Source organism: Aliivibrio fischeri, from assembly GCA_038993745.2.
GTDB lineage: Bacteria > Pseudomonadota > Gammaproteobacteria > Enterobacterales > Vibrionaceae > Aliivibrio > Aliivibrio fischeri_B.
The window spans coordinates 2607248-2633904 of the sequence record CP160629.1; the positions used below are offsets into that span (position 1 = coordinate 2607248).

General features: G+C 40.6%; 24 protein-coding genes. 6 read left to right on the forward strand and 18 right to left on the reverse strand.

All coding sequences use genetic code 11. The features are described 5' to 3' along the window. Positions 1–115 precede the first annotated feature (115 nt). The 3 genes from AAFX60_012460 to AAFX60_012470 all read left to right on the forward strand — a co-directional run bounded on the left by AAFX60_012460 (position 116) and on the right by AAFX60_012470 (position 2757). Complete coding sequence (locus tag AAFX60_012460) at positions 116–844, forward strand: redoxin family protein (GenBank protein XDF77448.1); 729 nt, start codon at positions 116–118, stop codon at positions 842–844. 94 nt (positions 845–938) lie between these two features. Continuing rightward, the gene (locus tag AAFX60_012465; GenBank protein XDF77449.1) at positions 939–2405 is read left to right on the forward strand and encodes a dihydrolipoyl dehydrogenase; all 1467 of its coding nucleotides are present in this window, start codon (positions 939–941) and stop codon (positions 2403–2405) included. A 103-nt stretch (positions 2406–2508) separates the two neighbouring features. Beyond that, on the forward strand, positions 2509–2757 hold the full coding sequence (locus AAFX60_012470) for a DUF3624 domain-containing protein (GenBank protein XDF77450.1): 249 nt from the start codon (positions 2509–2511) through the stop codon (positions 2755–2757). Positions 2758–2923: 166 nt separating this feature from the next. Here AAFX60_012470 and argH read toward each other — a convergent pair whose 3' ends face one another. From argH to argC, 4 genes are all read right to left on the reverse strand, one after another. Continuing rightward, a complete protein-coding gene (gene argH / locus AAFX60_012475; protein ID XDF77451.1) occupies positions 2924–4798 on the reverse strand; it encodes an argininosuccinate lyase in 1875 nt (624 codons plus the stop codon). A 297-nt stretch (positions 4799–5095) separates the two neighbouring features. Continuing rightward, a complete protein-coding gene (locus AAFX60_012480; GenBank protein XDF77452.1) occupies positions 5096–6307 on the reverse strand; it encodes an argininosuccinate synthase in 1212 nt (403 codons plus the stop codon). 56 nt (positions 6308–6363) lie between these two features. Further along, positions 6364–7146 (reverse strand): acetylglutamate kinase, encoded by a 783-nt coding sequence (argB, locus tag AAFX60_012485; protein ID XDF77453.1) that lies wholly within the window; start codon positions 7144–7146, stop codon positions 6364–6366. A 15-nt stretch (positions 7147–7161) separates the two neighbouring features. Next, positions 7162–8166 (reverse strand): N-acetyl-gamma-glutamyl-phosphate reductase, encoded by a 1005-nt coding sequence (gene argC / locus AAFX60_012490; protein ID XDF77454.1) that lies wholly within the window; start codon positions 8164–8166, stop codon positions 7162–7164. A 208-nt stretch (positions 8167–8374) separates the two neighbouring features. On the opposite strand from argC, the gene argE reads away from it, so the two are divergent. Both argE and ppc read left to right on the forward strand, forming a co-directional pair. Then, positions 8375–9511, forward strand: a complete 1137-nt coding sequence (gene argE, locus AAFX60_012495) for an acetylornithine deacetylase (protein XDF77455.1) — start codon at positions 8375–8377, stop codon at positions 9509–9511. A gap of 179 nt (positions 9512–9690) precedes the next feature. Then, positions 9691–12321 carry a phosphoenolpyruvate carboxylase gene (gene ppc / locus AAFX60_012500; GenBank protein ID XDF77456.1) on the forward strand — a complete coding sequence of 877 codons (2631 nt, stop codon included), beginning with the start codon at positions 9691–9693 and terminating at the stop codon, positions 12319–12321. A gap of 149 nt (positions 12322–12470) precedes the next feature. Here the strand turns inward: ppc and metF are convergent, their stop codons facing one another. The 8 genes from metF to nsrR all read right to left on the reverse strand — a co-directional run bounded on the left by metF (position 12471) and on the right by nsrR (position 19142). Continuing rightward, positions 12471–13358: a methylenetetrahydrofolate reductase gene (metF, locus tag AAFX60_012505; protein ID XDF77457.1), complete on the reverse strand. Its 888-nt coding sequence runs from the start codon at positions 13356–13358 to the stop codon at positions 12471–12473. Positions 13359–13625: 267 nt separating this feature from the next. Continuing rightward, positions 13626–14075: a 50S ribosomal protein L9 gene (gene rplI / locus AAFX60_012510; GenBank protein ID XDF77458.1), complete on the reverse strand. Its 450-nt coding sequence runs from the start codon at positions 14073–14075 to the stop codon at positions 13626–13628. A gap of 40 nt (positions 14076–14115) precedes the next feature. After that, positions 14116–14343, reverse strand: coding sequence for a 30S ribosomal protein S18 (rpsR, locus tag AAFX60_012515; GenBank protein ID XDF77459.1), 228 nt, complete (start codon positions 14341–14343; stop codon positions 14116–14118). A gap of 15 nt (positions 14344–14358) precedes the next feature. Next, a complete protein-coding gene (gene priB / locus AAFX60_012520) occupies positions 14359–14661 on the reverse strand; it encodes a primosomal replication protein N (protein XDF77460.1) in 303 nt (100 codons plus the stop codon). A gap of 8 nt (positions 14662–14669) precedes the next feature. Beyond that, positions 14670–15050 carry a 30S ribosomal protein S6 gene (rpsF, locus tag AAFX60_012525; GenBank protein XDF77461.1) on the reverse strand — a complete coding sequence of 127 codons (381 nt, stop codon included), beginning with the start codon at positions 15048–15050 and terminating at the stop codon, positions 14670–14672. Between the two features lie 254 nt (positions 15051–15304). Further along, positions 15305–16048, reverse strand: a complete 744-nt coding sequence (gene rlmB / locus AAFX60_012530) for a 23S rRNA (guanosine(2251)-2'-O)-methyltransferase RlmB (GenBank protein ID XDF77462.1) — start codon at positions 16046–16048, stop codon at positions 15305–15307. Between the two features lie 67 nt (positions 16049–16115). Beyond that, on the reverse strand, positions 16116–18623 hold the full coding sequence (gene rnr / locus AAFX60_012535) for a ribonuclease R (GenBank protein ID XDF77463.1): 2508 nt from the start codon (positions 18621–18623) through the stop codon (positions 16116–16118). Between the two features lie 93 nt (positions 18624–18716). Continuing rightward, positions 18717–19142 carry a nitric oxide-sensing transcriptional repressor NsrR gene (gene nsrR, locus AAFX60_012540; protein XDF77464.1) on the reverse strand — a complete coding sequence of 142 codons (426 nt, stop codon included), beginning with the start codon at positions 19140–19142 and terminating at the stop codon, positions 18717–18719. Positions 19143–19248: 106 nt separating this feature from the next. On the opposite strand from nsrR, the gene hmpA reads away from it, so the two are divergent. Then, a complete protein-coding gene (gene hmpA / locus AAFX60_012545; protein ID XDF77465.1) occupies positions 19249–20433 on the forward strand; it encodes an NO-inducible flavohemoprotein in 1185 nt (394 codons plus the stop codon). Between the two features lie 101 nt (positions 20434–20534). Here hmpA and AAFX60_012550 read toward each other — a convergent pair whose 3' ends face one another. From AAFX60_012550 to hflX, 6 genes are all read right to left on the reverse strand, one after another. Next, a complete protein-coding gene (locus AAFX60_012550) occupies positions 20535–21167 on the reverse strand; it encodes a tetratricopeptide repeat protein (protein ID XDF77466.1) in 633 nt (210 codons plus the stop codon). Positions 21168–21410: 243 nt separating this feature from the next. Further along, positions 21411–22727 carry an adenylosuccinate synthase gene (locus tag AAFX60_012555; protein ID XDF77467.1) on the reverse strand — a complete coding sequence of 439 codons (1317 nt, stop codon included), beginning with the start codon at positions 22725–22727 and terminating at the stop codon, positions 21411–21413. A 177-nt stretch (positions 22728–22904) separates the two neighbouring features. After that, entirely contained in the window at positions 22905–23090 is a 186-nt protein-coding gene (locus AAFX60_012560) for a DUF2065 domain-containing protein (GenBank protein ID XDF77468.1), read from the reverse strand. Between the two features lie 97 nt (positions 23091–23187). After that, positions 23188–24072 (reverse strand): protease modulator HflC, encoded by an 885-nt coding sequence (gene hflC / locus AAFX60_012565; GenBank protein ID XDF77469.1) that lies wholly within the window; start codon positions 24070–24072, stop codon positions 23188–23190. Between the two features lie 2 nt (positions 24073–24074). After that, on the reverse strand, positions 24075–25280 hold the full coding sequence (gene hflK, locus AAFX60_012570) for an FtsH protease activity modulator HflK (protein ID XDF77470.1): 1206 nt from the start codon (positions 25278–25280) through the stop codon (positions 24075–24077). A gap of 36 nt (positions 25281–25316) precedes the next feature. Beyond that, positions 25317–26618 (reverse strand): ribosome rescue GTPase HflX, encoded by a 1302-nt coding sequence (gene hflX, locus AAFX60_012575; GenBank protein XDF77471.1) that lies wholly within the window; start codon positions 26616–26618, stop codon positions 25317–25319. Positions 26619–26657: the final 39 nt, after the last annotated feature.

Genomic DNA, 26657 nt, shown 5'->3' on the forward strand with positions numbered 1-26657 from the left:
GAAACGATAACACCAAACGATTAGAACTATCAAGTCAGCTTTTGCATAATAGCTACATCAAACGGGCAGACCCCGAAAAAGAAATTCAAAATTATTTAAATTAAAGGACATCATTATGTTTACATCTAAAGAAGGTCAATCAGTTCCTCAAGTAACTTTCCCTACTCGTCAAGGTGATGCTTGGGTTAACGTAACAACAGAAGAACTATTTAAAGACAAAACAGTTATCGTATTCAGTCTTCCAGGTGCTTTTACACCAACATGTTCTTCAAGCCACCTACCTCGCTACAACGAGTTACACTCTGTATTTAAAGAGAACGGCGTTGATGACATCCTATGTGTATCAGTAAACGATACTTTCGTAATGAACGCATGGAAAGCAGACCAAGAAGCAGAAAACATCACTTTCATCCCTGATGGTAATGGTGAATTCACAGACGGCATGGGTATGCTAGTTGAGAAAAACGACCTTGGTTTTGGTAAACGTTCATGGCGTTACAGCATGCTAGTTAAAAATGGCGTAGTTGAAAAAATGTTCATCGAAGAAGACGTACCAGGCGACCCGTTCAAAGTATCTGATGCAGATACTATGCTGAACTACCTTGCTCCTGAACATAAAGAACAAGAGTCAATTACAGTATTCACAAAACCAGGTTGTCCTTTCTGTATGAAAGCGAAACAAAACCTAATCGACAAAGGCCTAAACTACGAAGAAGTGGTACTAGGTAAAGATGCAACTACAGTAAGTCTACGAGCTATCACTGGTCGCACTACGGTTCCTCAAGTATTCATCGGTGGTAAACACATCGGTGGTAGCGAAGAACTAGAAGCTTTCCTAGCTTAATCGTTAACTTAACCGTTAATGAAAAGTAGCCCACAAACCGTGGGCTACCATTTCAAACTCTTCTTCTAAAATAAATCTACGTGAGATATGAATTATGAAACAAGTCAATGTTGATGTAGCTGTTATCGGTGGTGGTACAGCAGGTTTAGGCTCTTACCGTGCAGCAAAAGCACATACTGACAGTGTTGTCATGATCGAAGGCGGCCCTTATGGTACCACTTGTGCTCGCGTTGGTTGTATGCCATCTAAGCTATTAATTGCTGCTGCAGAAAGCGTTCACCAAATTGAAAAAGCACCTAAATTTGGTATCCACCCTCAAGGTGAAATCGTAATTAATGGCCGTGAAGTAATGGAACGCGTTAAGTTTGAGCGTGACCGTTTTGTTGGGTTTGTTTTAGAAGGCGTTGATGAAATTCCGGCTGAAGATAAAATCTCTGGCTATGCAAAATTTTTAGATGACAATACGCTTCAAGTTGATGATCACACGATCATTAATGCAAAACGCATTGTTATCGCTACTGGTTCTCGCCCTGCTTATCCAGCGGTTTGGAATGAACTTGGTGATCGTTTAATCATTAATGATGACGTATTTAACTGGGATGACCTTCCAAAATCAGTTGCCGTATTTGGCCCTGGTGTTATTGGTCTTGAACTTGGTCAAGCTCTTCACCGTTTAGGTGTTGAAACCAAACTGTTTGGCTTAGGTGGTCAAGTAGGTCCTGTTACTGACCCAGAAGTAATGGCGTATGCAAACAAAGCGTTCAATGAAGAGTTTTATCTTGATGCAGACGTAAAAGTTGAAAGCATGAAGCGTATTACCACCGAATCAGGTGAAGATCGCGTTGAAATTCAATTCATCAACAAACAAGGTGAGCTAGAAACTAATATTGTTGAGTATGTATTAGCAGCAACAGGACGTCGTCCAAATACCGATAAACTGGGCTTAGAAAATACATCAATTGAATTAGATGAACGTGGTGTACCAACAGCAGATTTCTATACCCTACAAACATCACTACCAACGGTATTTATTGCTGGTGATGCAAGTAACCAATTGCCGTTATTACACGAAGCTGCAGACCAAGCTCGTATTGCTGGTGATAATGCAGGTCGCTTCCCTGAGATCCGTGCAGGCCTTCGTCGCTCAAAAATCTCAGCGGTATTCTCTGACCCACAAATTGCAATGGTTGGTGAAACTTATAAAGAGATCACAACACGCTTAGGTACTTGTGGTTGTTTCGCGACGGGTGAAGTGTCTTTTGAAAACCAAGGCCGCTCACGAGTAATGCTACGTAATAAAGGCATTCTTCATGTATACGGTGAGCAAGGTACAGGTCGCTTCCTTGGTGCTGAAATGATGGGACCAAATGCAGAACATTTAGCTCACTTGTTAGCTTGGGCACACCAAAACAAGATGACAGTGTCAGAAATGCTAGATATGCCTTTCTATCACCCAGTAATCGAAGAAGGGGTTCGTACTGCTCTTCGTGATTTAAATGCGAAATTACATTTAGGCCCTGAAATGATCAAACACTGCATGGATTGTGGTCCGGGCTGTTAATCAGATTAAAAAGTCACAAAAAATAAAAAGACCAATGTTTGCGCATTGGTCTTTTTGCATTTAAAGTTCTCTCCACTCGCTTACCAATCAAAGAACTCAATACATGACATGTAAAACTTGTCGCTCAGACATTTTCAAACAAAAACTAGGTCGCTGTACGCGTTGTATGAAACAACTGACATTTCTTTCTATTGGGGGATGGTTGACTTGGTTGGAGTTCTTTCAAATGACGCCATATAAAATAGAAGCTATCGCCATATTTATGGTGAGTTCAGCCTTTACTGGCTTACTTGTTTTACATCTTATCGCTATGGCTTATTACCGTTTGAATAATACCAATAACAACAAGTGAGCAGATAAAATAAAGCCCCAATACCATATAAGTATTGGGCCTCTTAGAATCTTTCTAAGAAAAAGCAGTATTAATAAGACTAATACTTAATTAAAAAGTTCACCACTTTTTCTTTTTTATTACGCTTATTTAGTTAACTCAATCGCATAAATATTTGCAATATAAACTAAGCTACACTGCTTTTAATGATCACTTGCTCTTGTAGATTCACTTCTAGTGCAACCTCATCACACGCATGTTGACGTGGACATTGATCACAGTCTTTCAGCACCTTTTCTGGCAACAATGAACGAGAGGTAGGAATAAAGTCTTGTTTCATAAAGAACTCTGGAACACGAGTTAATACAAAAACTTTCTTAATCGCCATCTCACGTGCTTTTTCAACTAAATGCTGAACAATGGCTTTACCTTGACCTTGACTCTGCCACCCAGCTTCAACACCTAATGAACGAATTTCTGCAAGTCCTGAGTCATACACATACAAAGAGGCACAGCCTGTCACTTCTCCATGATGCTCTGCCACAGCAAATGAGCCAATATCACGTACTAATTCATTACGATTACGCGGTAAGTTTTCACCAAGCCCAGCCCAGTATGCAACCATACCTTCCAGTGCATCTAAATCAGTTAAACGAGCTGGACGAACCTTCACACCAGCATTATCACGCTCTTGTAGACGTTTACCTGCTTGCTCAACGGCATACGCAACTTGCTCAGGAGCAACGCCACCTAATGCACAACGTTTTGCAAGGCAAGATTCAATGGTGAGGATTTCATACACATCGTCTTCAATCACTTCAGAGAACGCTTTCAGTTCAGCAAGAGAAAGTTCTTCTAATGCACAGCCTTTTTCAATCGCACCGACAACGGCAACACCAACAATATGGTGAGCTTCACGGAATGGAATGCCTTTCGCTACCAAGTAATCAGCCAGTTCTGTTGAGTTTGCATACCCTTGTTTTGCTGCTTCAAGCGTACGTTCCCCATTAATCTTAATACCTTCAAAGCACAACGCAGCCATTTCAATACAATCAGACCAGCTATCCAAGGCATCAAATAAGCCTTCTTTGTCTTCTTGCATGTCTTTGTTGTAAGCCAGTGGCAATGCCTTCACAGTCATCATCATGCCAGCCATTGCACCATATACACGTCCACACTTACCACGGATCAACTCCAATGCATCTGGGTTTTTCTTCTGCGGCATAAGTGATGAGCCTGACGTCACGGTATCAGCCAATTCGATGAAATTAGATTCACCTGAATTGTAGAAAATCATGTCTTCAGCAAGACGAGAAAGATGCAACATTGAAATGGAAGCGATCGACATGAGTTCCATGACATGATCACGATCAGATACCGAATCTAAACTATTACGTGTTGCACGTTGGAATCCAAGGTTACGAGCCAGCTTTTCACGATCCATAGGATAAGCAGTACCAGCAAGAGCTCCAGAGCCTAACGGACAAGTATCTAAACGATTAATTGCATCTTCAAGACGAGAATAATCACGCTCAATCATCTCAACATAAGCTAAACACCAATGAGCAAAAGTCACAGGCTGTGCTCGTTGTAAGTGCGTATAACCCGGAAGCACTGTCGCTTGATGCTCACTTGCTACGTTTACTAATTGATTAAGAAGTTGATCAAGTGTACGCAGTAGTTGATGCCCTTGTTGGCGACACCAAAGCTTTAAATCTGTTGCTACTTGGTCATTACGAGAACGGCCAGTATGGAGTTTTTTACCTAAGTCACCGACTTTACCAATCAATTGAGTTTCTACCCAACTGTGAATATCTTCAGCATCAGACAATAAGATCTGTTCAGGATCTTCCATTACTTCTAATTTTAATTCATTCAGTGCTAATTCAAGCTTTTGCTGCTCAAGTTCGGTAATAACACCTACTGAAAGCAATGCTTTAGACCATGCAATCGAACCAACAATATCTTGTTCTGCAAGGCGGTAATCAATACGAAGTGAATCGTTAAACTGTTTGAATCTGGTGTCTGCTGCTTGACTAAAACGTCCGCCCCATAATGCCATGCTGTCTCTCCTAAATGCACAATGCTCACTGCTTTTGTTCTGATTAAACTCAGTATTTTTCTTGATGGTTTTAACTTACGGTAATTACAGATAAAAATAAAGAAAAAATTCATTATTTTTACATATTTATTCAAACCAATCCCATTAAAGTCGAATTACATTAATCAATATAATTGGTTATTGGCTTGATATTCACCGTTACATACAAAAAATCGAAGCCCGTTTATATAAAACGAGCTTCGACATAGTGTAAAACAAATTGTTTAAATCTTATTCTTAATAAGTAATACGCATTACTTATTTGCTATTTAGCGCACGAATACGACTTGATAACGAGTAAAGACGAATAAAGCCTTCTGCATGACTTTGGTCATACACTTCATCAGCACCAAAAGTAGCAAACTCTTCTGAATATAAACTGTTATCAGAACGCTTTTGAATTACCGTCGCATGGCCTTTATACAACTTAATAACGACCTCGCCATTCACGTCTTTTGCCAGCTCTTCAGATGCCGCTAAGATAGACTTACATAACGGTGTAAACCAACGACCATCATAAACAAGATGAGAGGCTTTAATGCCTAGCTCTTCGCGGAATTCAAATGACGTTTTATCTAAAACAAGTTGTTCAACTGCACGCAATGCTTCGTTAATGATTGTGCCCCCTGGAGTTTCATAACAACCACGAGACTTCATTCCTACCAAACGGTTTTCAACGATATCAATACGACCAACACCATGTTTTGCCCCTTTCTCATTTAGGTATACAACTACTTCATAAGGTGTCATCGCTTTACCATCAACCGCAACAACCGCACCCTTTTCTACTTTTAATGAGATCGTTTCTGATTCATTTGGTGCTTGCTCAGGATCAACAGTCCATGCCCAACAATCGTCATTTGGTGCATTCCATGTTTCTTCTAAAACACCACCTTCAGTTGAGATATGCCATGCATTAGCATCACGAGAATAGATCTTAGTAAGAGAAGCGGTACAAGGGATATTACGCTCAGCCAAATAATCTAAGCACTCTTCACGACTCACAAGATCCCACTCACGCCATGGAGCAATAACATGAAGATCTGGAGCTAGCGCAGCAAACGCACCTTCAAAACGAATCTGGTCATTACCTTTACCAGTACAACCATGACAAAGCGCATCTGCACCCACATTACGAGCCACTTCAACTTGTGCTTTAGCAATGATAGGACGTGCCATTGACGTTCCTAGTAAATATTTACCTTCATACAACGCGCCTGTTTTTAGCGTTGGGAAAATATACTCAGAAACCATTTCTTCTTTTAAATCAGCGATGTAACACTCAGTCGCCCCCGATGCAATTGCCTTCGCTTCAATACCTTCAAGTTCTTCTTCGCCTTGACCAACATCCGCAACAAAAGCAATCACTTCACAGTTATAATTCTCTTTTAACCATGGGATGATCACAGAGGTATCTAAGCCACCAGAGTATGCGACAACAACCTTGTTTACTTCTACTTTCTTACTCATTCTATTCTCCTTGAACCGCACAACTCGCGGCGACTATATTCTTAAAATTACATTGCCTATTGAGGCTGAAATTGTGTGCCAATGCTGTTTCCAATAAACAACTCAGCTAATTTTTCTGGTGAGCGCCATGAAGCCACTTCTATTGCTCGCCCTAATTCTTGAGCAGCATCCAACGCTGCACGCACTTTAACTATCATGCCATCGGTAATAACAGCTTGGTGAATTAACATTTCAGCTTGCGCTGAGTCCAAACTCTTAATCAACTGTTTTTCTGCATCTAGCACTCCGGGAACGTCTGACAATAGAACCAAATCAGCATCCAATGCTGTTGCTACTGCAACCGCAGCTTGATCAGCATTTACATTCATTAATTCACCATCATTCGTAATACCGATAGAGCTAATAATGGGCGTTACTTGAGTCGCTAAAATCGCCTCTAATACCTTTGCATCACCAGCCGTTGCTAAGCCTACATTACCTAATTCAGGGTTTAATTGAGTGATCTGACACAAACCACCATCAGCCAAACTTAAGCCCATTGCCTTAACGTTATTTTTCATGGCTTGGCCCTGTAGCATTTTATTTGCCGTTCCAGCCAACGCACCTGTGATATAGCCAATCTGATCTTTTGGAGTAACTCGTAACCCCTCTTTTTTTATTGTTTCTAATTGAAGCTTTGCCATAAGCTCATCAACAAGATAGCCACCACCATGAACAATAATAAGAGAACGCTTGGCTTGCTGTTGATAATTTGAAATTGTTTTAAATAACAGCGTGAGCGTATCGATTGAAGACAATACTGCTCCACCAAGCTTTATAACCAATGGACGTTGATTCATATTTATTATTCTTCCTTAAATCAATGCAGTTAATACCGGAAAACCAAAACGAATATTAATGCATTGCATTGCTTGACTTGATGCACCTTTCAACAAGTTATCAATCGCAGAAACAACGATTAAATGCTCTCCTTGCACTTTCCATCCAATATCGCAAAAAGGAGTTTTCTCTACCGAAAGAATCTTTGGCATTTCATTACCTAATAAACGCACCGCTGGCGTTTGGGTATAAGCCGTTTCAAACGCCTCTTGGATTTCTTTTTCTGTCACGCCTTTCGCTAATTTAGTCGTAATCGTCGCTAAAATACCACGCTTAAAATTACCTAGATGAGGAGTGAAAATTACATCACAACCTAAATGAGCTGCAATTTCGGGTTGATGGCGATGATTGAACACTCCGTAAGGCTGTAAGCTCACTTCACAGAAAGAACTGGTTAAACTTGCCTTACGTCCTGCCCCTGTTACCCCACTGGTTGCATTTATAACAGGCCATTGATTCTTATCTAATAATTCAGATTTAACTAACGGTTTTAGTGCTAATTGTGACGCAGTCGGATAACAGCCAGGAACAGCAACCAATTGTGCTTTTGCTATGGCTTCAGCATTCCACTCAGCTAAACCATAAACGGCTTTATCTAGCCACGCTTCATATTGATGCTCAAAACCATAGAACTCACTGTAAAAGCCTTCTTTTTTCACACGAAAGGCACCAGATAAATCAAACACTACACAACCATTTTCTAAAAATGTTGTGGCTAAGTTATGACTAACTTCATGAGCAGTCGCTAATAAAACAACATCACACTCTTTAGCAACTTGATTCACATTAACTAATGGCTGTAATGCTTCATCAACAATTCCTTTTAATGAACCATGCAATTCACTGATCGCCTTTCCTTTATCTAGACTGTTTTCTGAAACATATAAACCCGATAAAGAAAGGTGTGGATGCTTAAATACCATCAGAGCTAATTCCGCTCCTGTGTATCCACTCGCTCCAATAATGGCTGTTTTCAACATAATTAGTCCCTTTTATCTCTTAAATCTTATTGAAGGGAAAAGCCATTCAGGGTAACGTGAGTGTTGCCCATATTGAAGGTATCCTTTCCTTCTCTCAATTTAGTTATTCACTCAAACTCAACTAAATTGTATTTTTATTCACTTAATGTGATTTAATATGTGTTTTACAGAATTCTCTCTTTTGTGTCAACAGTGGATGTATGAATAAATGAAATTTCCGGAATTTAAAGATTATTATCAACAGCTCATTTCAACCTCTTCAATAAGCTCGACCGACTCAAGTTGGGATGAAGGCAATGCAGAAGTCATAAATAAACTTGCACAATGGTGCGAAGATCTTGGGTGTGAAGTTGAGATTGAAGAAATTGAAAAAGGTAAACTCAATCTATTGGCAAAATTAGGGTCTGGTGAAGGTGGGTTATTATTAGCAGGTCATACCGATACAGTCCCATACGATGAAGGCCGTTGGAATTATGAACCACACGCTTTAACTGAAGCTAACGATCGATTTTATGGATTAGGCACCGCAGACATGAAAGGTTTCTTTGCTTTTATTCTAGAAGCCATTAAAAACATTAATTGGAAAGATCAGTCTAAACCTCTCTATATTCTGGCAACTTGTGATGAAGAAACCACCATGCTTGGTGCTCGTCACTTTGCATCAAATACTAAAATTCAACCTGATTATTGCATTATCGGTGAGCCAACCAGCCTAAAACCGATCCGTGGACATAAAGGACATGTCGCTAATGCCATTCGAGTAACAGGTAAATCTGGACACTCTTCCGATCCCGCTCATGGTGTAAATGCCTTAGAGATCATGAACGAGATCATGTTCGCACTCATGACATTAAAAAATAAATTAGTTAAGGAATATCATAACCCTGGTTTCTCTATTCCTTACCCGACACTTAATCTTGGTCATATTCATGGAGGGGACAGCCCAAACCGTATTTGTGGCTGTTGTGAACTGCATTATGATGTTCGTCCATTGCCGGGGATCAGCTTAGATGGTCTTGATAATATGCTTCGTGATGCTCTAAAAGAGGTTGAAGCAAAATGGCCTGGACGTATTGATATTACCCCACTTCATGAACCTATTCCTGGTTATGAATGTAGCGCCGATAGTCCGATAGTAACGAGCACTGCTGACATTTGTGGGCAAGATGTAGAAACCGTGAACTACTGTACTGAAGCGCCTTTTTTACAAGATCTTTGTCCTACATTAGTACTTGGCCCCGGCTCTATTGAACAAGCTCACCAACCTGATGAGTATTTAGCTTTTTCTTTTATAGACCCAACCATCAGTGTATTAAGCAAATTAATGTACAAACACTGTTTTTAAGCTGAAATAAATTTACAAAATTCGTCAATATGAAAAGTAAGGTTCGATGATCTACGGCAAATTAGCGTTCAAAAAACCAACAAATATTCACCAATATTTGACGAGTAGCCTTAAATTCGGATAGATTGAAGGCAGTAAAAAATCAGGATGTAACAAAATTACAAGTATAGGAAGTATGTATGAATGAAAAGTACGCTGCTTTAAAAAGCAATGTCAGCATGTTGGGTCACCTGCTTGGTAACACGATTCGAGACGCACATGGTGAAGAGCTATTAGCAAAAGTTGAAACCATTCGTAAGCTGTCTAAAACAGCGCGCGCAGGAAGCGACGAAGACCGCAATGCACTGATTGAAGAAATTAAAAGCCTTCCAGACGATCAACTAACACCTGTTGCTCGAGCATTCAGCCAATTTCTAAACCTTACCAATATGGCAGAACAATATCATACTATCTCACGCCATTGTGAAGCACATGTATGTGAACCTGATGCTATTAGTACCTTATTCTCAAAACTAAGCCAAAGTAACGTAAGTAAGCTAGATACAGCACAAGCCGTTCGTGAATTAAATATCGAATTGGTTCTTACTGCACACCCTACTGAAATCGCACGTCGCACCATGATCAACAAGTTGGTTAAAATCAACGAATGTTTATCAAAACTTGAGCTTGGTGATATCTCTTTTTCAGAACGAGATAAAACAGAACGTCGTCTAGAGCAACTGATTGCTCAAGCATGGCACTCAGATGTTATTCGTCAAGAACGTCCAACACCATTAGATGAAGCTAAATGGGGCTTTGCTGTTGTTGAAAACTCTCTATGGCAAGGTATTCCAGAGTTTTTACGTGAATTCGACCAACGCCTAGAAGGCCACTTAGGTGAAGGACTTCCAATCGATGCGCGTCCAGTCCACATGTCATCTTGGATGGGTGGAGACCGTGATGGTAACCCATTTGTAACGCACAAAATTACTCGTGAAGTGATGCTCCTTTCTCGTTGGAAAGCAGCCGATCTTTACTTAAAAGACATTAATGAGCTAATCAGCGAACTTTCAATGGTCAAATGTACTGATGAAGTTCGTGAGTTGGCGGGCGACCAACACGAACCTTATCGAGCTATTCTAAAACAGCTTCGTACACTGTTAGGCGATACTCTTGAAAGCCTAGATGCGCAAATGAAAGGTGAGCTAGCACCAAACAAAGTAATCCTGACCGATGCAGATCAACTTTGGAACCCGCTGTATGCATGTTACCAATCACTGCATGCTTGTGGTATGGGGATCATTGCTGATGGTTCATTACTCGATACATTACGTCGAGTAAAAGCATTTGGTGCTCACTTAGTTCGTTTGGATATCCGCCAAGAAAGTACCCGTCACTCGGATGTATTGTCTGAACTGACTCGTTACTTAGGCATTGGTGATTATGACCAATGGAGCGAACAAGATAAAATTTCATTCCTTGTTAATGAGCTAAGCTCAAAACGTCCTCTTCTTCCACGCAAATGGGAACCGTCTCCAGAAGTTCAAGAAGTTATTGATACTTGTAAAGTAGTTGCAGAACAATCTAAAGAAGCATTAGGCTCTTATGTCATTTCAATGGCTCGTACTGCATCAGACGTACTGGCTGTTCATCTGTTACTTCAAGAAGCTGGTTGTCCATTCCGTATGGATGTGTGTCCATTATTCGAAACTTTAGACGATTTAAATCGCTCTAAAGAAGTAATGGAACAACTATTCTCTATTGATTGGTATCGTGGATTTATCCAAAACCATCAAATGGTAATGATCGGTTATTCAGATTCAGCTAAAGACGCTGGTGTAATGTCTGCTGGTTGGGCTCAGTACAGTGCAATGGAAGCGCTTGTTGAAGTCTGTGAGAAAGAAAGCATCGAACTGACACTTTTCCATGGTCGTGGCGGTACTATCGGTCGTGGCGGTGCACCAGCGCACGCTGCACTCTTATCTCAACCACCTAAGAGCTTAAAAGGTGGCCTACGAGTAACAGAGCAAGGTGAGATGATCCGATTCAAACTTGGTCTTCCTGAAGTGGCTGTAAACAGCTTTAACTTATATGCAAGTGCAATTCTTGAGGCGAACCTTCTTCCACCACCAGAACCAAAACAAGAATGGCGCGACCTAATGGAAGTGCTATCAGAAGTATCGTGTGAAGCTTACCGTAACGTCGTTCGTGGCGAAAAAGACTTTGTCCCTTACTTCCGTGCAGCAACACCAGAATTAGAGCTAGGTAAACTTCCCCTCGGTTCTCGCCCAGCAAAACGTAACCCAAATGGTGGCGTTGAAAGTTTACGTGCTATTCCATGGATTTTCTCATGGAGTCAAAACCGCTTAGTACTTCCTGCATGGTTAGGTGCTGGTGAAGCCATTCAATATTCAATTGATAAAGGTCACCAAGCATTATTAGAAGAGATGTGTCGTGAATGGCCATTCTTCTCAACACGCCTTGGTATGTTGGAGATGGTTTACACTAAATGTAACCCTCAAATGTCAGAATACTACGATCAACGCTTAACTGATAAGTCACTATGGCCATTAGGCGAGCGTCTGCGTAATCAACTACAAGCTGATATCAAAGCGGTACTAAACGTAGAAAACAATGATCACTTAATGGAGCGTGACCCATGGGGTTCTGAATCCATTCGTTTACGCAATATCTATGTTGACCCATTGAACATGCTGCAAGCAGAGCTTCTGTTCCGTACTCGTCAACAAGAAGAGACGTCACCAGAGCTTGAAGAAGCGCTAATGGTAACTATAGCGGGTATTGCTGCAGGTATGCGCAACACAGGTTAATCCATTTTAGATTAATAGCATCCTTCCTAATTAAAGGTCACTTCGGTGGCCTTTTTTATTTTTACTTTCTCTTTGTATCTCAAGATATCGACATCAAAAACAAAAAAAGCCGCTACCATGAGCGACTTTGATATGATTAATTTTAGAAACTATTTTGGACGAACGCCTAATGTATGACAGAGAGCGTAAGTATGCTCGGCACGGTTAAGCGTATAGAAATGGAAATCTTTCACACCTTCACGGCTCAAAATACGAGTCATATCAATCGCATGACTTGCTCCAACCATTTGACGAGTCACAGGGTCATCATCTAGTCCTTCAAACTGTTGTGCCATCCAACCAGGAATCTTCACATTGTTCATTTTGGCAAAACGGGAAGCTTGCTTAAAGTTCGATACTGGTAAGATCCCTGGAATGATTTCCACATCAATACCAGCAGATACGCAACGATCACGAAAACGTAAATAGCTCTCTACATCAAAAAAGAACTGAGTAATCGCACGGCTTGCACCAGCATCTACTTTGCGTTTTAAATTCAGTAAATCAGCTTGAGCACTTTTCGCTTCTGGGTGTACTTCTGGGAAAGCTGCAACAGAAATATCAAAATCATGTTGAGACTTAAGTAACTCTACTAAATCTGAAGCATACATTTCAGGAGCCCCACCACCCGGTGGAATATCACCACGTAAAGCCACAATGTCTTTAATACCATTTGCCCAATAATCGTTAGCAATATCAATTAGCTCTGAGCGGCTCGCATCAATACACGTTAGATGAGGCGCGGCAATAAGACCGGTTTGCTCTTTAATTTCTTTAATAATTGAGTGGGTACGATCACGTTCACCTGAGTTTGCACCATAAGTTACCGATACAAATTTAGGTTTTAGTGTTTTCAAACGGTGAATAGAGTTCCATAGTGTTTCTTCCATTTTCTCTGAACTTGGCGGAAAAAACTCAAAAGATACGTTGATATTGCCGTCTAATTCAGCAATATTTTGATTCAGTGACTCTAAGTGGCTTGCGTGTGAATATGCCATGTCTTGCTCTCCCTGCCGCAGTATCAAAAGGGGATACTACAAAATTCCATCATCCATGAGACATCATTTAGACGTCTATATGTCTACAGAATGTATGCAATAGAGTTCAAAGTCAAGGTTCTGATTATGAATTTTTCTCAAGTTGTAATTGAGCTTTTTTCAAGATAGAAAAAATAAGATGAGGAAGTAGAAACTGTGGGAGATATTTAAAAATAAAAAAAACGCCAGTCCGAGGACTAGCGTTTTAAATCATAAGTTGGCTATTGATTACTCAGCAGCAACAACTTCTAATTTCAATGTAGCAAATACTTCAGAGTGAAGTTGGATGCTAACTTCGAAAGAACCAGTTGTACGTAGAGCGCCTTCAGGAAGACGAACTTCGCTTTTCGCGATTTCAACGCCAGCAGCTGTAGCAGCTTCAGCGATGTCACGAGTACCGATTGAACCGAATAGTTTACCTTCGTCACCAGATTTTGATGCGATTGTAACTTCTAGAGCGTTAACTTTCTCAGCGCGAGCTTCAGCAGCAGCTAGTTGCTTAGCAACGTTAGCTTCTAGTTCAGCACGACGAGTTTCAAACATCTCTACGTTAGCTTTAGTTGCCATAACAGCCTTACCTTGTGGGATAAGGAAGTTACGTGCGTAACCAGCTTTAACGTTAACTTGGTCGCCAAGGCTACCTAGGTTACCGATTTTATCAAGTAGAATAACTTGCATTATCTTAGTCCTCTATAAACTTAATTAAACAACTAACGACTTACAGATGCTTATCTGTGTACGGTAGAAGTGCAAGGTAACGAGAACGCTTGATAGCGCGAGCTAGCTGACGTTGGTATTTAGCACGAGTACCAGTGATACGGCTAGGTACGATTTTACCAGCTTCAGTGATGTAGTTTTTTAGAGTTGCTACGTCTTTGTAGTCAATCTCTTGTACGCCTTCTGCAGTAAAACGGCAGAATTTACGACGACGGAAGAAACGAGCCATGGGCTATCTCCAGATCTAAATTAGTTTAATATGCTCAGCATGTAACACTACTCTCGACACACCATTTCGGCCTGTCTGGTATGTGATAAAACCACCTACCGTAACGTTACTGCCTTGAGCTAAATTTGCAGTTAAAGCTTGTGACCCTTGTCCACTCACTACCACGTTCATTCTGCAATAGACTTGTCGTGATAAGTCAGCTTCCTGTTTAATCGAACGATGCTCAATGACAAAATGACAATGAGGTATGCCCGCAGGACTTAGACTTCGAACCGGAGCCTTTGCGATAACACCGCTTAACTCCAATCGATTGGTCATCAAATCAATTACTCAGCAGCAGCTTCTTCAGCGCGTGGTGCAGCGTCTTCACGCTTAGCAGAACGCTCTTCTTTAGCTTTCATCATTACTGATGGCTCAGTGATCGCAGCTTTTGTACGCATGATCATGTTACGTAGAACAGCATCGTTGTAACGGAATGCAGTTTCTAGTTCATCAATAACAGCTTGCTCAGACTCAACGTTCATAAGAACGTAGTGTGCTTTGTGCAGCTTGTTGATTGGGTAAGCCATTTGACGACGACCCCAATCTTCTAGACGGTGGATAGTACCGCCAGCTTCAGTGATTGAACCAGTGTAACGCTCGATCATGCCAGCAACTTGCTCGCTTTGATCAGGATGCACCATGAATACGATTTCATAATGACGCATTGGTTGCTCCTTACGGATTATTCAGCTTCCACGAACGGCTCGGTCATCCAAGGGAAGCAAGGAACTAAAAAAAAGACCGAGAATTAAGGACGGCAGATAGTATATAAAAACAGCGCTAGTAGCAAGAAAAAGATACTTAAATCACAAAAATATTTTCGTCTTTACCAAGAAAAAAAGAGAATGAAAAAACATCCTCTTTTTTGAGCTTATTTCATAATGCCAATCAGACAATTAGCACCTAAATACCGACTTATTTAGCCTTGTAACGCACGTTGGCGTACTGCTTCAAATAAACAGATACCAGACGCTACAGAAACATTTAAACTTGATACAGAGCCAGCCATTGGGATTTTAATTAGGTCATCACACGTTTCACGTGTTAAGCGACGCATACCATCCCCTTCAGCACCCATAACTATTGCTAAAGGACCAGTTAATTTAGACTGGAATACATCGTGAGTTGCCTCACCAGCAGTCCCAACAAACCATACGCCCTTTTCTTGTAATGCTCGCATTGTACGAGCTAGGTTAGTTACACGAACTAAAGGAACCGTTTCAGCCGCACCACACGCAACTTTACTTACGGTTGCTGTCATTGATGCAGATTTATCTTTTGGTACGATAACCGCAGCTACACCTGCCGCATCGGCATTACGTAAACATGCACCTAGATTGTGAGGATCAGTCACACCATCAAGAACAAGCAGTAATGGGTTCTCTGTTTGAGATACAATATCATCAAGATCATGTTCATTCAGTTGCTTAGCTGGCGTTACACGAGCAATAATTCCTTGGTGATTGGCACCTTTCGCTTTGTCATCCAACGTTTTACGTGGCAGTTCTTGAATCTTAAAACCCAACTGCGTTAATTCATTCAAGATTGGTAATAAGCGATCGTCTTGACGACCTTTTAATACAAATACTTCAATAAAACGGGCAGGATCACGCTCTAGTACTGCTTTGGCTGCGTGGATACCAAAAATATAATCATTACTCATGCTGTCGCTTCTTTCTCTTTACTTATTTGTTTATCTAAATGGGGCTATAACCGCCCCATTATCGAAATTACTTATTTGCCTTTGGCTTTCTTGCTCTAACTTTTTTCTTGTGCTTCGGCTTTTTCTTAGCTTTCACACCTTCTGTTGAGCCGTCAGGGCGCTTTGTTGGTTCAACCATCGCTTGCGCTTTTGATTTTACCTTGCCTTTTTTACCCTTAGATTTTCGTTCGCCAAGTTGACCTAAACCTTTAGGTTCAGACTTATCACCTTTTTTCTTTGGCTTGAAATTAGGATCACGACGTGGCTCTTTTGCACCACGTTTTTTCGCATTTTCTTTTGCTGTTTTACCATGTCCACGAGCTTTACGCATTGAGCTAGTGCACTCGAAATCGATATTACGATCATCAAGGTTTACCGCAACAACTTTAACCGTAACTTGATCGCCAAGACGGAAAATTTGACCAGAACTTTCACCTGTCAAACGCTGACCAGCTGGATCAAACTGGTAGTAGTCATTAGCTAGTGATGAAATATGAACTAAACCATCAATATGAAGATCGTTTAATCGAACAAAGAAACCAAAGCCTGTGACATTAGCAATCACACCTTCAAGCTCTTCACCGATATGATCTTGCATGTATTCACATTTCAGCCAATCAGATACATCACGTGTCGCATCGTCAGCACGGCGCTCTGTCATTGAACATTGCTCACCAAATACATCCATATCATCGAATGAATAATGGTAACCACCTGTTGGTGTCCAACGATCGTTATTCTGACCTTTTTCTTTTGCAATAAGATACTTAATTGCACGGTGCAGTAATAAGTCTGGGTAACGACGAATTGGTGACGTAAAGTGTGCGTAACGTTTCAATGCCAAACCAAAATGCCCAGCATTATCTGCGTTATATACCGCCTGCTTCATTGAGCGTAGCAGCATAGTTTGAATCAATTCTTTATCTGGGCGATCAGCAATCACATGCACCAATTGCCCGTAATCCGTTGGTGATGGTGTTAATCCACCAGATAGGCTTAAACCTAGCTCTCCTAAGAAGTCACGGAACCCTTGCAGGCGTTCTTCACCCGGAGATTCATGCACACGATACAAAGCTGGCTCTTTGGCTTTTTCAACAAAAGTAGCCGATGCAATGTTAGCTAAAATCATACACTCTTCGATGATCTTATGTGCATCATTACGGATCACTGGCTCAATGCTGTCAATCTTACGATCCGCATTGAAGATAAATTTAGTTTCAATGGTTTCAAACTCAATTGCTCCACGCGCTTCACGTGCTGTTTTTAGCACCTGATACATATTGTGAAGCTCTTTTAAGTGTGGAACTAAAGGCTCATAACGCTGAGTCAGTTCTTCATCACCATCAAGAATATCACTTACTTTATTGTAAGTAAGACGAGCGTGTGAATTCATCACCGCTTCATAATGTTTGTAGCCAGAAAGTTTACCTGATGCAGAGATAGTCATCTCACACACCATACATAAACGGTCAACTTGTGGGTTCAATGAACATAGTCCATTAGAGAGAACCTCTGGCAACATTGGAACCACTTGCGCAGGGAAGTAAACCGAATTACCACGTTGAATCGCTTCTTTATCTAATGCGTTATCAGGGCGAACGTAGTAACTTACATCAGCAATCGCCACCCATAAACGCCAACCACCAGAAGCTTTAGCTTGACAGAATACGGCATCATCAAAATCTCGTGCATCTTCACCATCAATCGTAACCAATGGTAATTCACGTAAATCGACACGGCCTTCTTTTGCTTCTTCTGGCACTTCCTCACCTAGCCCTTCAACTTGTTTTTCAACCGCTGCTGGCCATACGTGTGGAATATTATGTGTACGAAGTGCAATATCAATTTCCATTCCTGGCGCCATATTTTCACCAAGAACTTCTGTAATTTTACCTGTCATACCTCGAGCACGGCTACCACGATCTGTGATATCCATAACAACAACGTTACCCATTCGGGCACCCATTTTATGCTCTTTAGGAATGAAGATATCTTGACTAATACGAGAATCGTCAGGAACAACAAACCCCATACCGTCTTCAATAAAGAATCGACCAACAATACCTTCGTTACGAGGCTCTAATACACGAACCACTCGGCCTTCTTTTCGGCCTCGTTTATCCGTTCCTGTTGGTTGCACTAATACCACATCACCATGAATCACTTTCTTCATTTGGTGGAAAGGAAGCAGTACATCGTTATCTTTACCTAGGCTACCTTCTGGACGAATCCAACCGAAACCATCACGATGACCTAATACCACACCTTTTAACATTTCGATGCGTTCAGGCAGTGCATAACATTGACGACGAGTAAATACTAACTGACCGTCACGCTCCATTGCACGTAAACGACGACGTAAACCTTCATAGCTATCTTCACCAGATAAACCTAGGGCTTCGAATAAGTCATTACGATTTAACGGTGCATCGGCTTTTTCAAAAAATTCCAGAATAAATTCACGGCTTGGAATTGGATTCTCGTATTTTTCAGCTTCTCGATCTTGAAAAGGATCGTTTTGAATAATCTTAGACATAGGCTGACCTGCTTAGTCGGAGAGACAAGAAATATAGTTATATTGTACCTGAGTATGCCTATAACAGATAGGAAAGGATCTGGAATTCAAGTCTTAAATTCGCTTCAAAAGAATGAGTAACTCACTGTTATCGGTAAGCATGTCTTGAATCGTATGTTTATCAAGCTCATCTAAAAACGCTTGCTTTGCTTTCGCTAATGCACCTTTTAAACGACATGCAGGTGTAATATGGCAAAACTCAGGAGCACAGTTAACCACCTGTAATGGTTCAATAGCTCGAATGACATCACCAATAATAATTTGATCCGCAGGTTTTCCTAAGCAGATCCCGCCATTTTTACCTCGAATGGTTTTGACATACCCTTCTTGGCCTAATTTGTTAATTATTTTCACCATGTGATTACGTGATACATCAAAAGTTTCAGTAACCACAGTAATGCTAGTCAATTCACCTTCTGGTAATGACCCTAAATAAATCAAGGCTCTTAAGCCAAAATCAGTGAAATTTGTTAATTGCATATCCTCTCCTTCTCTTTTTTCATTGTAATTCTTCTCTTGACTAAAAGATATATTTTAGATACAACTTATAACATACATTATAAATACACCTTTAAAGGTAAACAATATGCTCAACAAAAACACCATTGATATCGTTAAATCAACAATTCCATTACTTGCTGAAACTGGCCCAGCTTTAACTGCGCATTTTTACGATCGCATGTTTACACATAACCCCGAGTTAAAAGATATTTTTAACATGAGCAATCAACGCAATGGCGACCAACGTGAAGCATTATTTAATGCTATTTGCGCCTATGCAGGGAATATTGAAAATCTTGAAGTGCTATTACCAGCGGTTGAAAAGATTGCTCATAAGCATACGAGCTTTATGATCACAGCTGAGCAGTACAATATTGTTGGTGGTCACTTACTTGCCACTCTTGATGAAATGTTTTCCCCTGGACAAGAAGTGTTAGATGCTTGGGGTGAAGCTTATGGCGTTCTCGCAAATGTATTTATTCAACGTGAAGAACAAATATATCAAGAGAATAACAACCAAGAAGGCGGCTGGCGTGGTCTACGTGAGTTTGAGCTTATTGCAAAAGAAAAAGAGAGTGAGCTAATCACAAGCTTTACCTTTATACCTACAGATGACCAACCTGTCTCTCGCTTTAAACCAGGTCAATATTTAGGGATTTACTTAACTCCTGAAGAGTTTGAAAACCAAGAAATTCGTCAGTACAGTTTATCTTCTGCCCCACAAGAAAAAACATATCGTATATCAGTAAAACGAGAAGATGGCGGTAAAGCATCAAACTATTTACATGACCAATTGAATATTGGTGATAAGGTCAATCTTGCTGCCCCTGCTGGTGACTTTTTCTTAGATGTTGAGGCATCAACACCAGTAACACTTATTTCAGCTGGTGTAGGGTTAACACCTACTCTTTCTATGCTTGAAACATTAACAGAGCATAACGCAAACGTGAACTGGTTACATGCTACAGAAAATGGTACTCAACATGCCTTTAGAGAACATGTAAATACGTTAGCAGAAGCCTACTCACATATCTCGACTTACACTTGGTATAACCAACCGCAAGAAGTAGATAAGCTAAATCAACATTTTGATTTCTCAGGTTTTATGAATTTATCTGAAGTTAAAAATGAAATCATTACAGACAATGGCCACTACTATTTCTGTGGACCGGTTGGCTTTATGCAACACGTCGTAAAACAATTAGTTGAGCTAGGTGTTTCCGAAGACCGTATCCATTACGAATGCTTTGGACCACATAAAGTGCTTTAATTTTTATAAAGTAGAAATGCAAAAACGCCCAATGACATAATCATTGGGCGTTTTTTCGAGTTGATGAAACTCAATCGACTAAAATGAATCTTTTTTCAGGTTTACCAGAAAGTGTCGCGGCGCTTAGCCCTAGCGATCACATTGCCAGGCATACGCATTTCTAATCCACTTCTTAAATTAGCAATTCGCTTATGTTTACGCCCATCTGCAGTAACAGAATTATACAGCCAACGATACGCATCTTCGTAATCTAATGGACTACCATAATCGCTAAGTAGCAATTCAGCTAAATGAATACGCGCATTAATGTTTCCCATGCCTGCAGCTTCACGCAAGTATGGAATTGCTCGCTCTCTATCCTGCTGAACTAATGTACCTTTGGCATAATAACGGCCAATTTGCTCTAACGCAGCTGGTAAGCCTTGTCTCGCAGCATTTTCCATATAATACAGGCCAAGTTCGACATCACGATCAACACATACACCCCATGCAAGCATATCTCCGTAAAGGAACTCATAAGCAGGTGAATCGATTTTAGTTGCTCGCGCAACGATATCTTGAACTAACTGACAATTATCAACGTTCTTCACCTGATTTAAGTGTGAATTGGTATCAAACAGTCGAAATAATTGGTTTTCGGTATAAATTGGGATCGGCTCTCCGATCTCTTCGCTAGCTGCATACATTGGCGCAAATGCCACCAAACATGCCGCTACGAGGTGTCGTAGTTTCATAATTCATCAACTCTTTATAACTGTATTTATTATATCGACGTTGGCGGCAACATCTTTAGACAAAATTTGCCCTAAGTGGCAATTTTTTGCCCACTAGATATAAGTGATTGATTCAACGATATTTGAGTATTTGATGGGGGCAGAGATAGGGGCTAGGGATCAGAAACTAGGGACTAGAAACTGGAATACCAGACATAAAAAAACCAGCTACATGAGCTGGTTTTTCTTTCATTCACTAAGCGATTAAGCTTGGAATGGGTGTACTTTGATGATTGTCTCGTTACGGTCAGGACCTGTAGAGATGATATCAATTGGCACGCCTGTTAGATCTTCAATACGCTTGATGTAGTTTAGAGCTGCTTGTGGAAGCTCTTCTAATGTTTTCGCACCAAATGTGTTTTCAGACCAACCTGGCATTGTTTCGTATACTGGAGTTGCTTCTTCAAACGCTTCAGCAGCCATTGGAGAAACTTCTAGTAAAGAACCATCTTTCATCTGGTAACCAGTACAGATTTTTAGTTCTTCTAAGCCATCTAATACGTCTAGTTTAGTTAGACACATACCAGATAGTGAGTTGATTTGGATTGCACGACGCATCGCAACAGCATCAAACCAACCAGTACGACGTAGACGACCAGTTGTTGCGCCAAACTCGTGGCCAACAGTGCCTAGGTGTTTACCAATTGGATCTTGCTTCTCTAAACCATCGTATAACTCAGTAGGGAATGGACCTGAACCTACACGAGTACAGTATGCTTTAGTAATACCTAGGATGTAACCTAAGTGACGAGGACCAAAACCAGAACCTGCAGCAACGCCACCAGCGGTAGTGTTAGAAGATGTTACGTAAGGGTAAGTACCGTGGTCGATATCTAGAAGAGTACCTTGAGCACCTTCAAACATGATCTTGTCGCCGCGCTTACGTGCTGCATCAAGAGTATCAGTTACATCGATAACCATTGAAGTTAGTAGATCAGCATAGCTCATTGCTTGCTCAAGAACTTCTTCGTAGCTTACTGGTTCTACTTTGTAGTAGTTAACTAATGCGAAGTTATGGAATTCCATTACTTCTTTTAGTTTTTCAGCGAAAGCAACTTTATCAAATAGGTCGCCAACACGTAGACCACGACGAGATACTTTATCTTCGTACGCTGGACCGATACCACGACCTGTTGTACCAATTGCTTTGTTACCACGTGCGATTTCACGCGCTTGGTCTAGCGCTACGTGATAAGGAAGAATTAGAGGACAAGCTTCAGAAATGAATAGGCGTTCACGAACTGGAATACCACGCGCTTCAAGTGGCGCCATTTCTTTTAGTAAAGCATCAGGTGAAAGCACTACGCCATTACCGATAATGCATTCAACATTATCACGTAAAATACCTGATGGAATTAAGTGTAGAACGGTTTTTTCACCGTCGATAACTAGAGTGTGGCCTGCATTGTGACCGCCTTGATAGCGAACTACATACTTTGCATCTTCAGTTAAAAGGTCTACGATTTTACCTTTACCTTCGTCACCCCATTGGGTGCCCAGAACGACAACGTTATTTCCCATCTTTCCAAGTCTGCTTGTTAGTTAAAAATGGATTCTAGCATTGATAGAAAAATCTTTCAGTTATTTTTAACCGAAATCTCACTTTCACTATAAAGCGCTATTAATATTCCGTTATTTATTATTTCTTTTTCTAATAAAATCAGAAATTAGCCTGTGATTTTATATTTAAGAAAAAAATCAAAGCATCACACTACAGATTACAAGCCCTGCAACCACTAAACACCCACCAATTCGACGCAGCGTATTATCCGGTTGCTCACTCAATTGAGCGACCATATTACGCCAACCATTAGGGGCAATTAATGGTCCCAACCCCTCAACAATTAACACCATACCAATCGCTAGCCAAATTGCGTTACTCATTGCCAATCCTTAATTCGATTTAATTTCTATACGCTAAATACAAAACAAGGCCCCGAAGGACCTTGTTATTTTATACGTTAATTAAACAAGTGAATGTTTACTTTCCGCCTTTTGAATCATTCATGTACTTAAAGAAGTCAGTCTTAGGATCAAGTACTAAGATATCGCTCTTACTGTTGAATGATTTTTCATACGCTCTTAATGAACGAATGAAGCTAAAGAACTCAGGCTCTTTATTAAATGCATCTGCATACAATTTAGCAACTTTTGCGTCCGCATTACCACGAGTAATACGGGCTGTTTTATCTGCTTCAGCAATAATTGTCGCTACTTCAAGTTCTGATTGAGCACGAATTACTTCGGCTTTCTCACGACCTTGAGAACGTAGTTTACGAGCAACGGCTTCACGCTCTGCACGCATACGACGGTAAATAGATTCAGAGATTTCTTCTGGTAAGTTGATTTTCTTAATTCGTAAATCAATTACCTCAATCCCTAAATCGCCCGTTCCATCTTGCGAGTCTAGAAGTACGGTACTCATTACTTCTTCACGTTTTTCAGAAACAAGCTCTTTTACTGTCGTACTACCAATCTCAGCACGTAAACCATCAGATACACGGCGTTGTAATAACGCTTCCGCCGTTAGGATGTTACCACCACCTGTTGCTAAGTAGAATTGACCAAAGTCTTTAATCTTCCACTTAACATATGAGTCGATGATAACGTCTTTTTTCTCTGACGTTACGAAACGGTCTGATTGATCATCCATTGTTTGAATACGAGCATCTAACGTGTTTACACGATCGAACAGTGGCATTTTAAAGTGCAAACCAGGTTCGTAAATACGTGTAATGTTGTTATCTTCTTTAATCAAACGACCAAAACGAGTAACAATACCGCGCTCACCTTCTGGGATCACAAACAGTGACATCAGGAAAATAGCAACAACAACGATAAGTGTTGGGATCATTAACTTACGCATGATTAATATCTCCCTTCACGTGTTGAGTTACGGCCAGTAGAGTTCGTAGTAGTTGGTTGGTTCTTTTTCTCTAATTCAATCGTATAATCTTTTGAAGACGATGTTGACGTCTTAGGAGATACGTTTGTCGCTCCTTGTTGATTACCCGTAATTTTATCTAATGGAAGGTATAAAAGATTTCCATTTGATTCTGAATCGATCAAAACCTTACTTGTATTGCTGTATACACGTTCCATAGTATCAAGGTACAAACGAGTACGAGTTACTTCTGGCGCTTTATTGTATTCAGGCAATAGTTTTTCAAACTGTGCAATTTGACCAATTGCTTCGTTAACTTTACGTTCAGTATAACCTTGAGCTTCTTTCTTCAAACGTTCAGCACGACCTGTCGCTTTTGGAAGAATGTCATTACTGTACGCTTCAGCTTCACGAATGAAACGCTCTTCATCTTCTCGAGCTGCAATTGCATCATCAAATGACGCTTTTACTTGTTCAGGTGGACGAGCTGATTGGAAGTTCACATCAACGACAATTAAACCCATGTCGTATTTATCAATAATACGATTCAGTGTTTCTTGAGTACGTTGACGGATCTCTTGACGACCACTGGTCAAGATGTCATCCATTTTTGCATCACCAATAACAGCACGTAATGCAGAATCTGTCGCTTGACGTAAGCTGTCATCAGCATTCGTTACGGTATAAAGATATTTATGAGCATCAGCAACACGGTATTGAACACCCATTTCAACAGTAACTACGTTTTCATCTTTCGTTAGCATTAAACCTTTTGAGTTTAAAGAACGAATAGACTGAATGTTTACTGGTGTCACTTGATCAATAAAGGTTGGTTTCCAGTTTAGACCTGGATCAACCATACGATCGTATTGGCCAAAACGTAATACAACGCCTCGATCACTTTCACCAATAGTATAGAAACCAGAGAATACCCAAATCGCAATAGCGACAACTGCAATTAGTCCTAAACCAACTGCGCCACCATTACCAAATGAAGGTAAACCACTGCCACCTTTATTGTTTCCACCGTTATTACCACCACCAAACTTACCGCTTAGCTTCTGGCTTAACTTGTTAAACACCTCATCAAGATCTGGTGGACCTTGATCACGGCCACCGCGATTTTTATTACCCCAAGGGTCTTTATCGCCGCCGTTATTGTTGTTATTTCCAGGCTCATTCCACGCCATTAGAAAACTCCATGATAATTATGAAGATAAAGAATTCTATGCACTCTCTTTAGTAATAATAAAATCACTTAAGGGAGCATCTTCACGTTTTTCCAACTTAGACCAATCAACTTGCTGCATACGTACATCAACCAGCAAACTGCCATCATCTTGATATTCTTCGTTAAGAATACATTGCATTTGAAAGAATTTACTTCGAAGACGTCCAACCCAATCAGGCGGTAAAAGCAAAGAATGCTCAACCATCTGTCCAGATAAGCGCTCAGTTAATGCTTGGAATAATAACTCTATGCCTTTGCCTTCCATCGCGGAAACCCAAACACATCGAGGTATACCTTCCTCATCACGCTCAATTCGTGGTTGTTGATCTTCTAAGTTATCAATCTTATTCATTACAAGAAGAGTCGGTACCTCATTGGCATCTATCTCTTCAAGAACAATATCTACTGCTTCAATATTCTCACGAAAACGTTCATCACTCGCATCTACAACATGTAACAAGATATTAGCTTCTTGTGTTTCTTGTAATGTCGCTTTAAAAGCGGCAACCAAATCATGTGGTAAATGACGAATAAAACCTACCGTATCAGCAAGAATTGAGGTTCCTACATCGGCAACTTCTATTTTTCGTAATGTTGGATCCAAAGTCGCAAACAATTGGTCAGCAGCATAAACCCCAGCCTCTGTAATTCGATTAAACAACGTAGATTTACCTGCGTTGGTGTAACCGACTAAAGAAATGGTTGGAATTTCTGCACGGTGTCGAGCTCGACGCCCTTGCTCACGTTGTTTAGCTACTTTGCCTAACCTACGAAGAATCGCTTTAATACGTTCACGCAACAATCGTCTATCAGTCTCTAACTGAGTCTCACCTGGACCACGTAAACCTATACCGCCTTTTTGACGTTCAAGGTGAGTCCAACCACGGATTAATCGCGTAGAGATATGACGTAATTGTGCTAACTCAACTTGCAACTTACCTTCGTAAGTTCGTGCTCGTTGAGCAAATATATCCAGTATTAGACCCGTACGATCTATTACTCGACACTGACATAATTGTTCTAAATTTCGTTCTTGAGCCGGAGATAATGCGTGATTAAAAATCACGATATCTGCGTTATTAGCTCGAACAGCATCGGCAATTTCTTGTGCCTTGCCTTCACCAACATAATATTTAGGGAGTGGAGATTGACGGGTTCCCGTCACAACACCTACTGTGTTTACCCCCGCAGAAGAAATTAACATTTTACATTCGTTAAGATCTTCAATCTCCCCTTGATAGGTAAAGTCAATGTGCACAAGAATAGCCTGTTCACCGGATTCATAACGGTCAAACAAGCGTTAACTCCTTAACTGATTAACTATTCTAGAATAGTA

Coding starts and splice junctions, on each gene's coding strand:
- AAFX60_012465 (XDF77449.1), top strand. CDS start 939: ATGAAACAAGTCAATGTTGATGTAGCTGTTATCGGTGGTGGTACAGCA.
- ppc (XDF77456.1), top strand. CDS start 9,691: ATGAATGAAAAGTACGCTGCTTTAAAAAGCAATGTCAGCATGTTGGGT.
- AAFX60_012460 (XDF77448.1), top strand. CDS start 116: ATGTTTACATCTAAAGAAGGTCAATCAGTTCCTCAAGTAACTTTCCCT.
- rplI (XDF77458.1), bottom strand. CDS start 14,075: ATGCAAGTTATTCTACTTGATAAAATCGGTAACCTAGGTAGCCTTGGC.
- hflC (XDF77469.1), bottom strand. CDS start 24,072: ATGCGTAAGTTAATGATCCCAACACTTATCGTTGTTGTTGCTATTTTC.
- hmpA (XDF77465.1), top strand. CDS start 19,249: ATGCTCAACAAAAACACCATTGATATCGTTAAATCAACAATTCCATTA.
- hflK (XDF77470.1), bottom strand. CDS start 25,280: ATGGCGTGGAATGAGCCTGGAAATAACAACAATAACGGCGGCGATAAA.
- rpsF (XDF77461.1), bottom strand. CDS start 15,050: ATGCGTCATTATGAAATCGTATTCATGGTGCATCCTGATCAAAGCGAG.
- rpsR (XDF77459.1), bottom strand. CDS start 14,343: ATGGCTCGTTTCTTCCGTCGTCGTAAATTCTGCCGTTTTACTGCAGAA.
- AAFX60_012480 (XDF77452.1), bottom strand. CDS start 6,307: ATGAGTAAGAAAGTAGAAGTAAACAAGGTTGTTGTCGCATACTCTGGT.
- AAFX60_012560 (XDF77468.1), bottom strand. CDS start 23,090: ATGAGTAACGCAATTTGGCTAGCGATTGGTATGGTGTTAATTGTTGAG.
- argC (XDF77454.1), bottom strand. CDS start 8,166: ATGTTGAAAACAGCCATTATTGGAGCGAGTGGATACACAGGAGCGGAA.
- argE (XDF77455.1), top strand. CDS start 8,375: ATGAAATTTCCGGAATTTAAAGATTATTATCAACAGCTCATTTCAACC.
- argH (XDF77451.1), bottom strand. CDS start 4,798: ATGGCATTATGGGGCGGACGTTTTAGTCAAGCAGCAGACACCAGATTC.
- rlmB (XDF77462.1), bottom strand. CDS start 16,048: ATGAGTAATGATTATATTTTTGGTATCCACGCAGCCAAAGCAGTACTA.
- AAFX60_012555 (XDF77467.1), bottom strand. CDS start 22,727: ATGGGAAATAACGTTGTCGTTCTGGGCACCCAATGGGGTGACGAAGGT.
- metF (XDF77457.1), bottom strand. CDS start 13,358: ATGGCATATTCACACGCAAGCCACTTAGAGTCACTGAATCAAAATATT.
- nsrR (XDF77464.1), bottom strand. CDS start 19,142: ATGCAATTAACAAATTTCACTGATTTTGGCTTAAGAGCCTTGATTTAT.
- rnr (XDF77463.1), bottom strand. CDS start 18,623: ATGTCTAAGATTATTCAAAACGATCCTTTTCAAGATCGAGAAGCTGAA.
- AAFX60_012470 (XDF77450.1), top strand. CDS start 2,509: ATGACATGTAAAACTTGTCGCTCAGACATTTTCAAACAAAAACTAGGT.
- AAFX60_012550 (XDF77466.1), bottom strand. CDS start 21,167: ATGAAACTACGACACCTCGTAGCGGCATGTTTGGTGGCATTTGCGCCA.
- argB (XDF77453.1), bottom strand. CDS start 7,146: ATGAATCAACGTCCATTGGTTATAAAGCTTGGTGGAGCAGTATTGTCT.
- priB (XDF77460.1), bottom strand. CDS start 14,661: ATGACCAATCGATTGGAGTTAAGCGGTGTTATCGCAAAGGCTCCGGTT.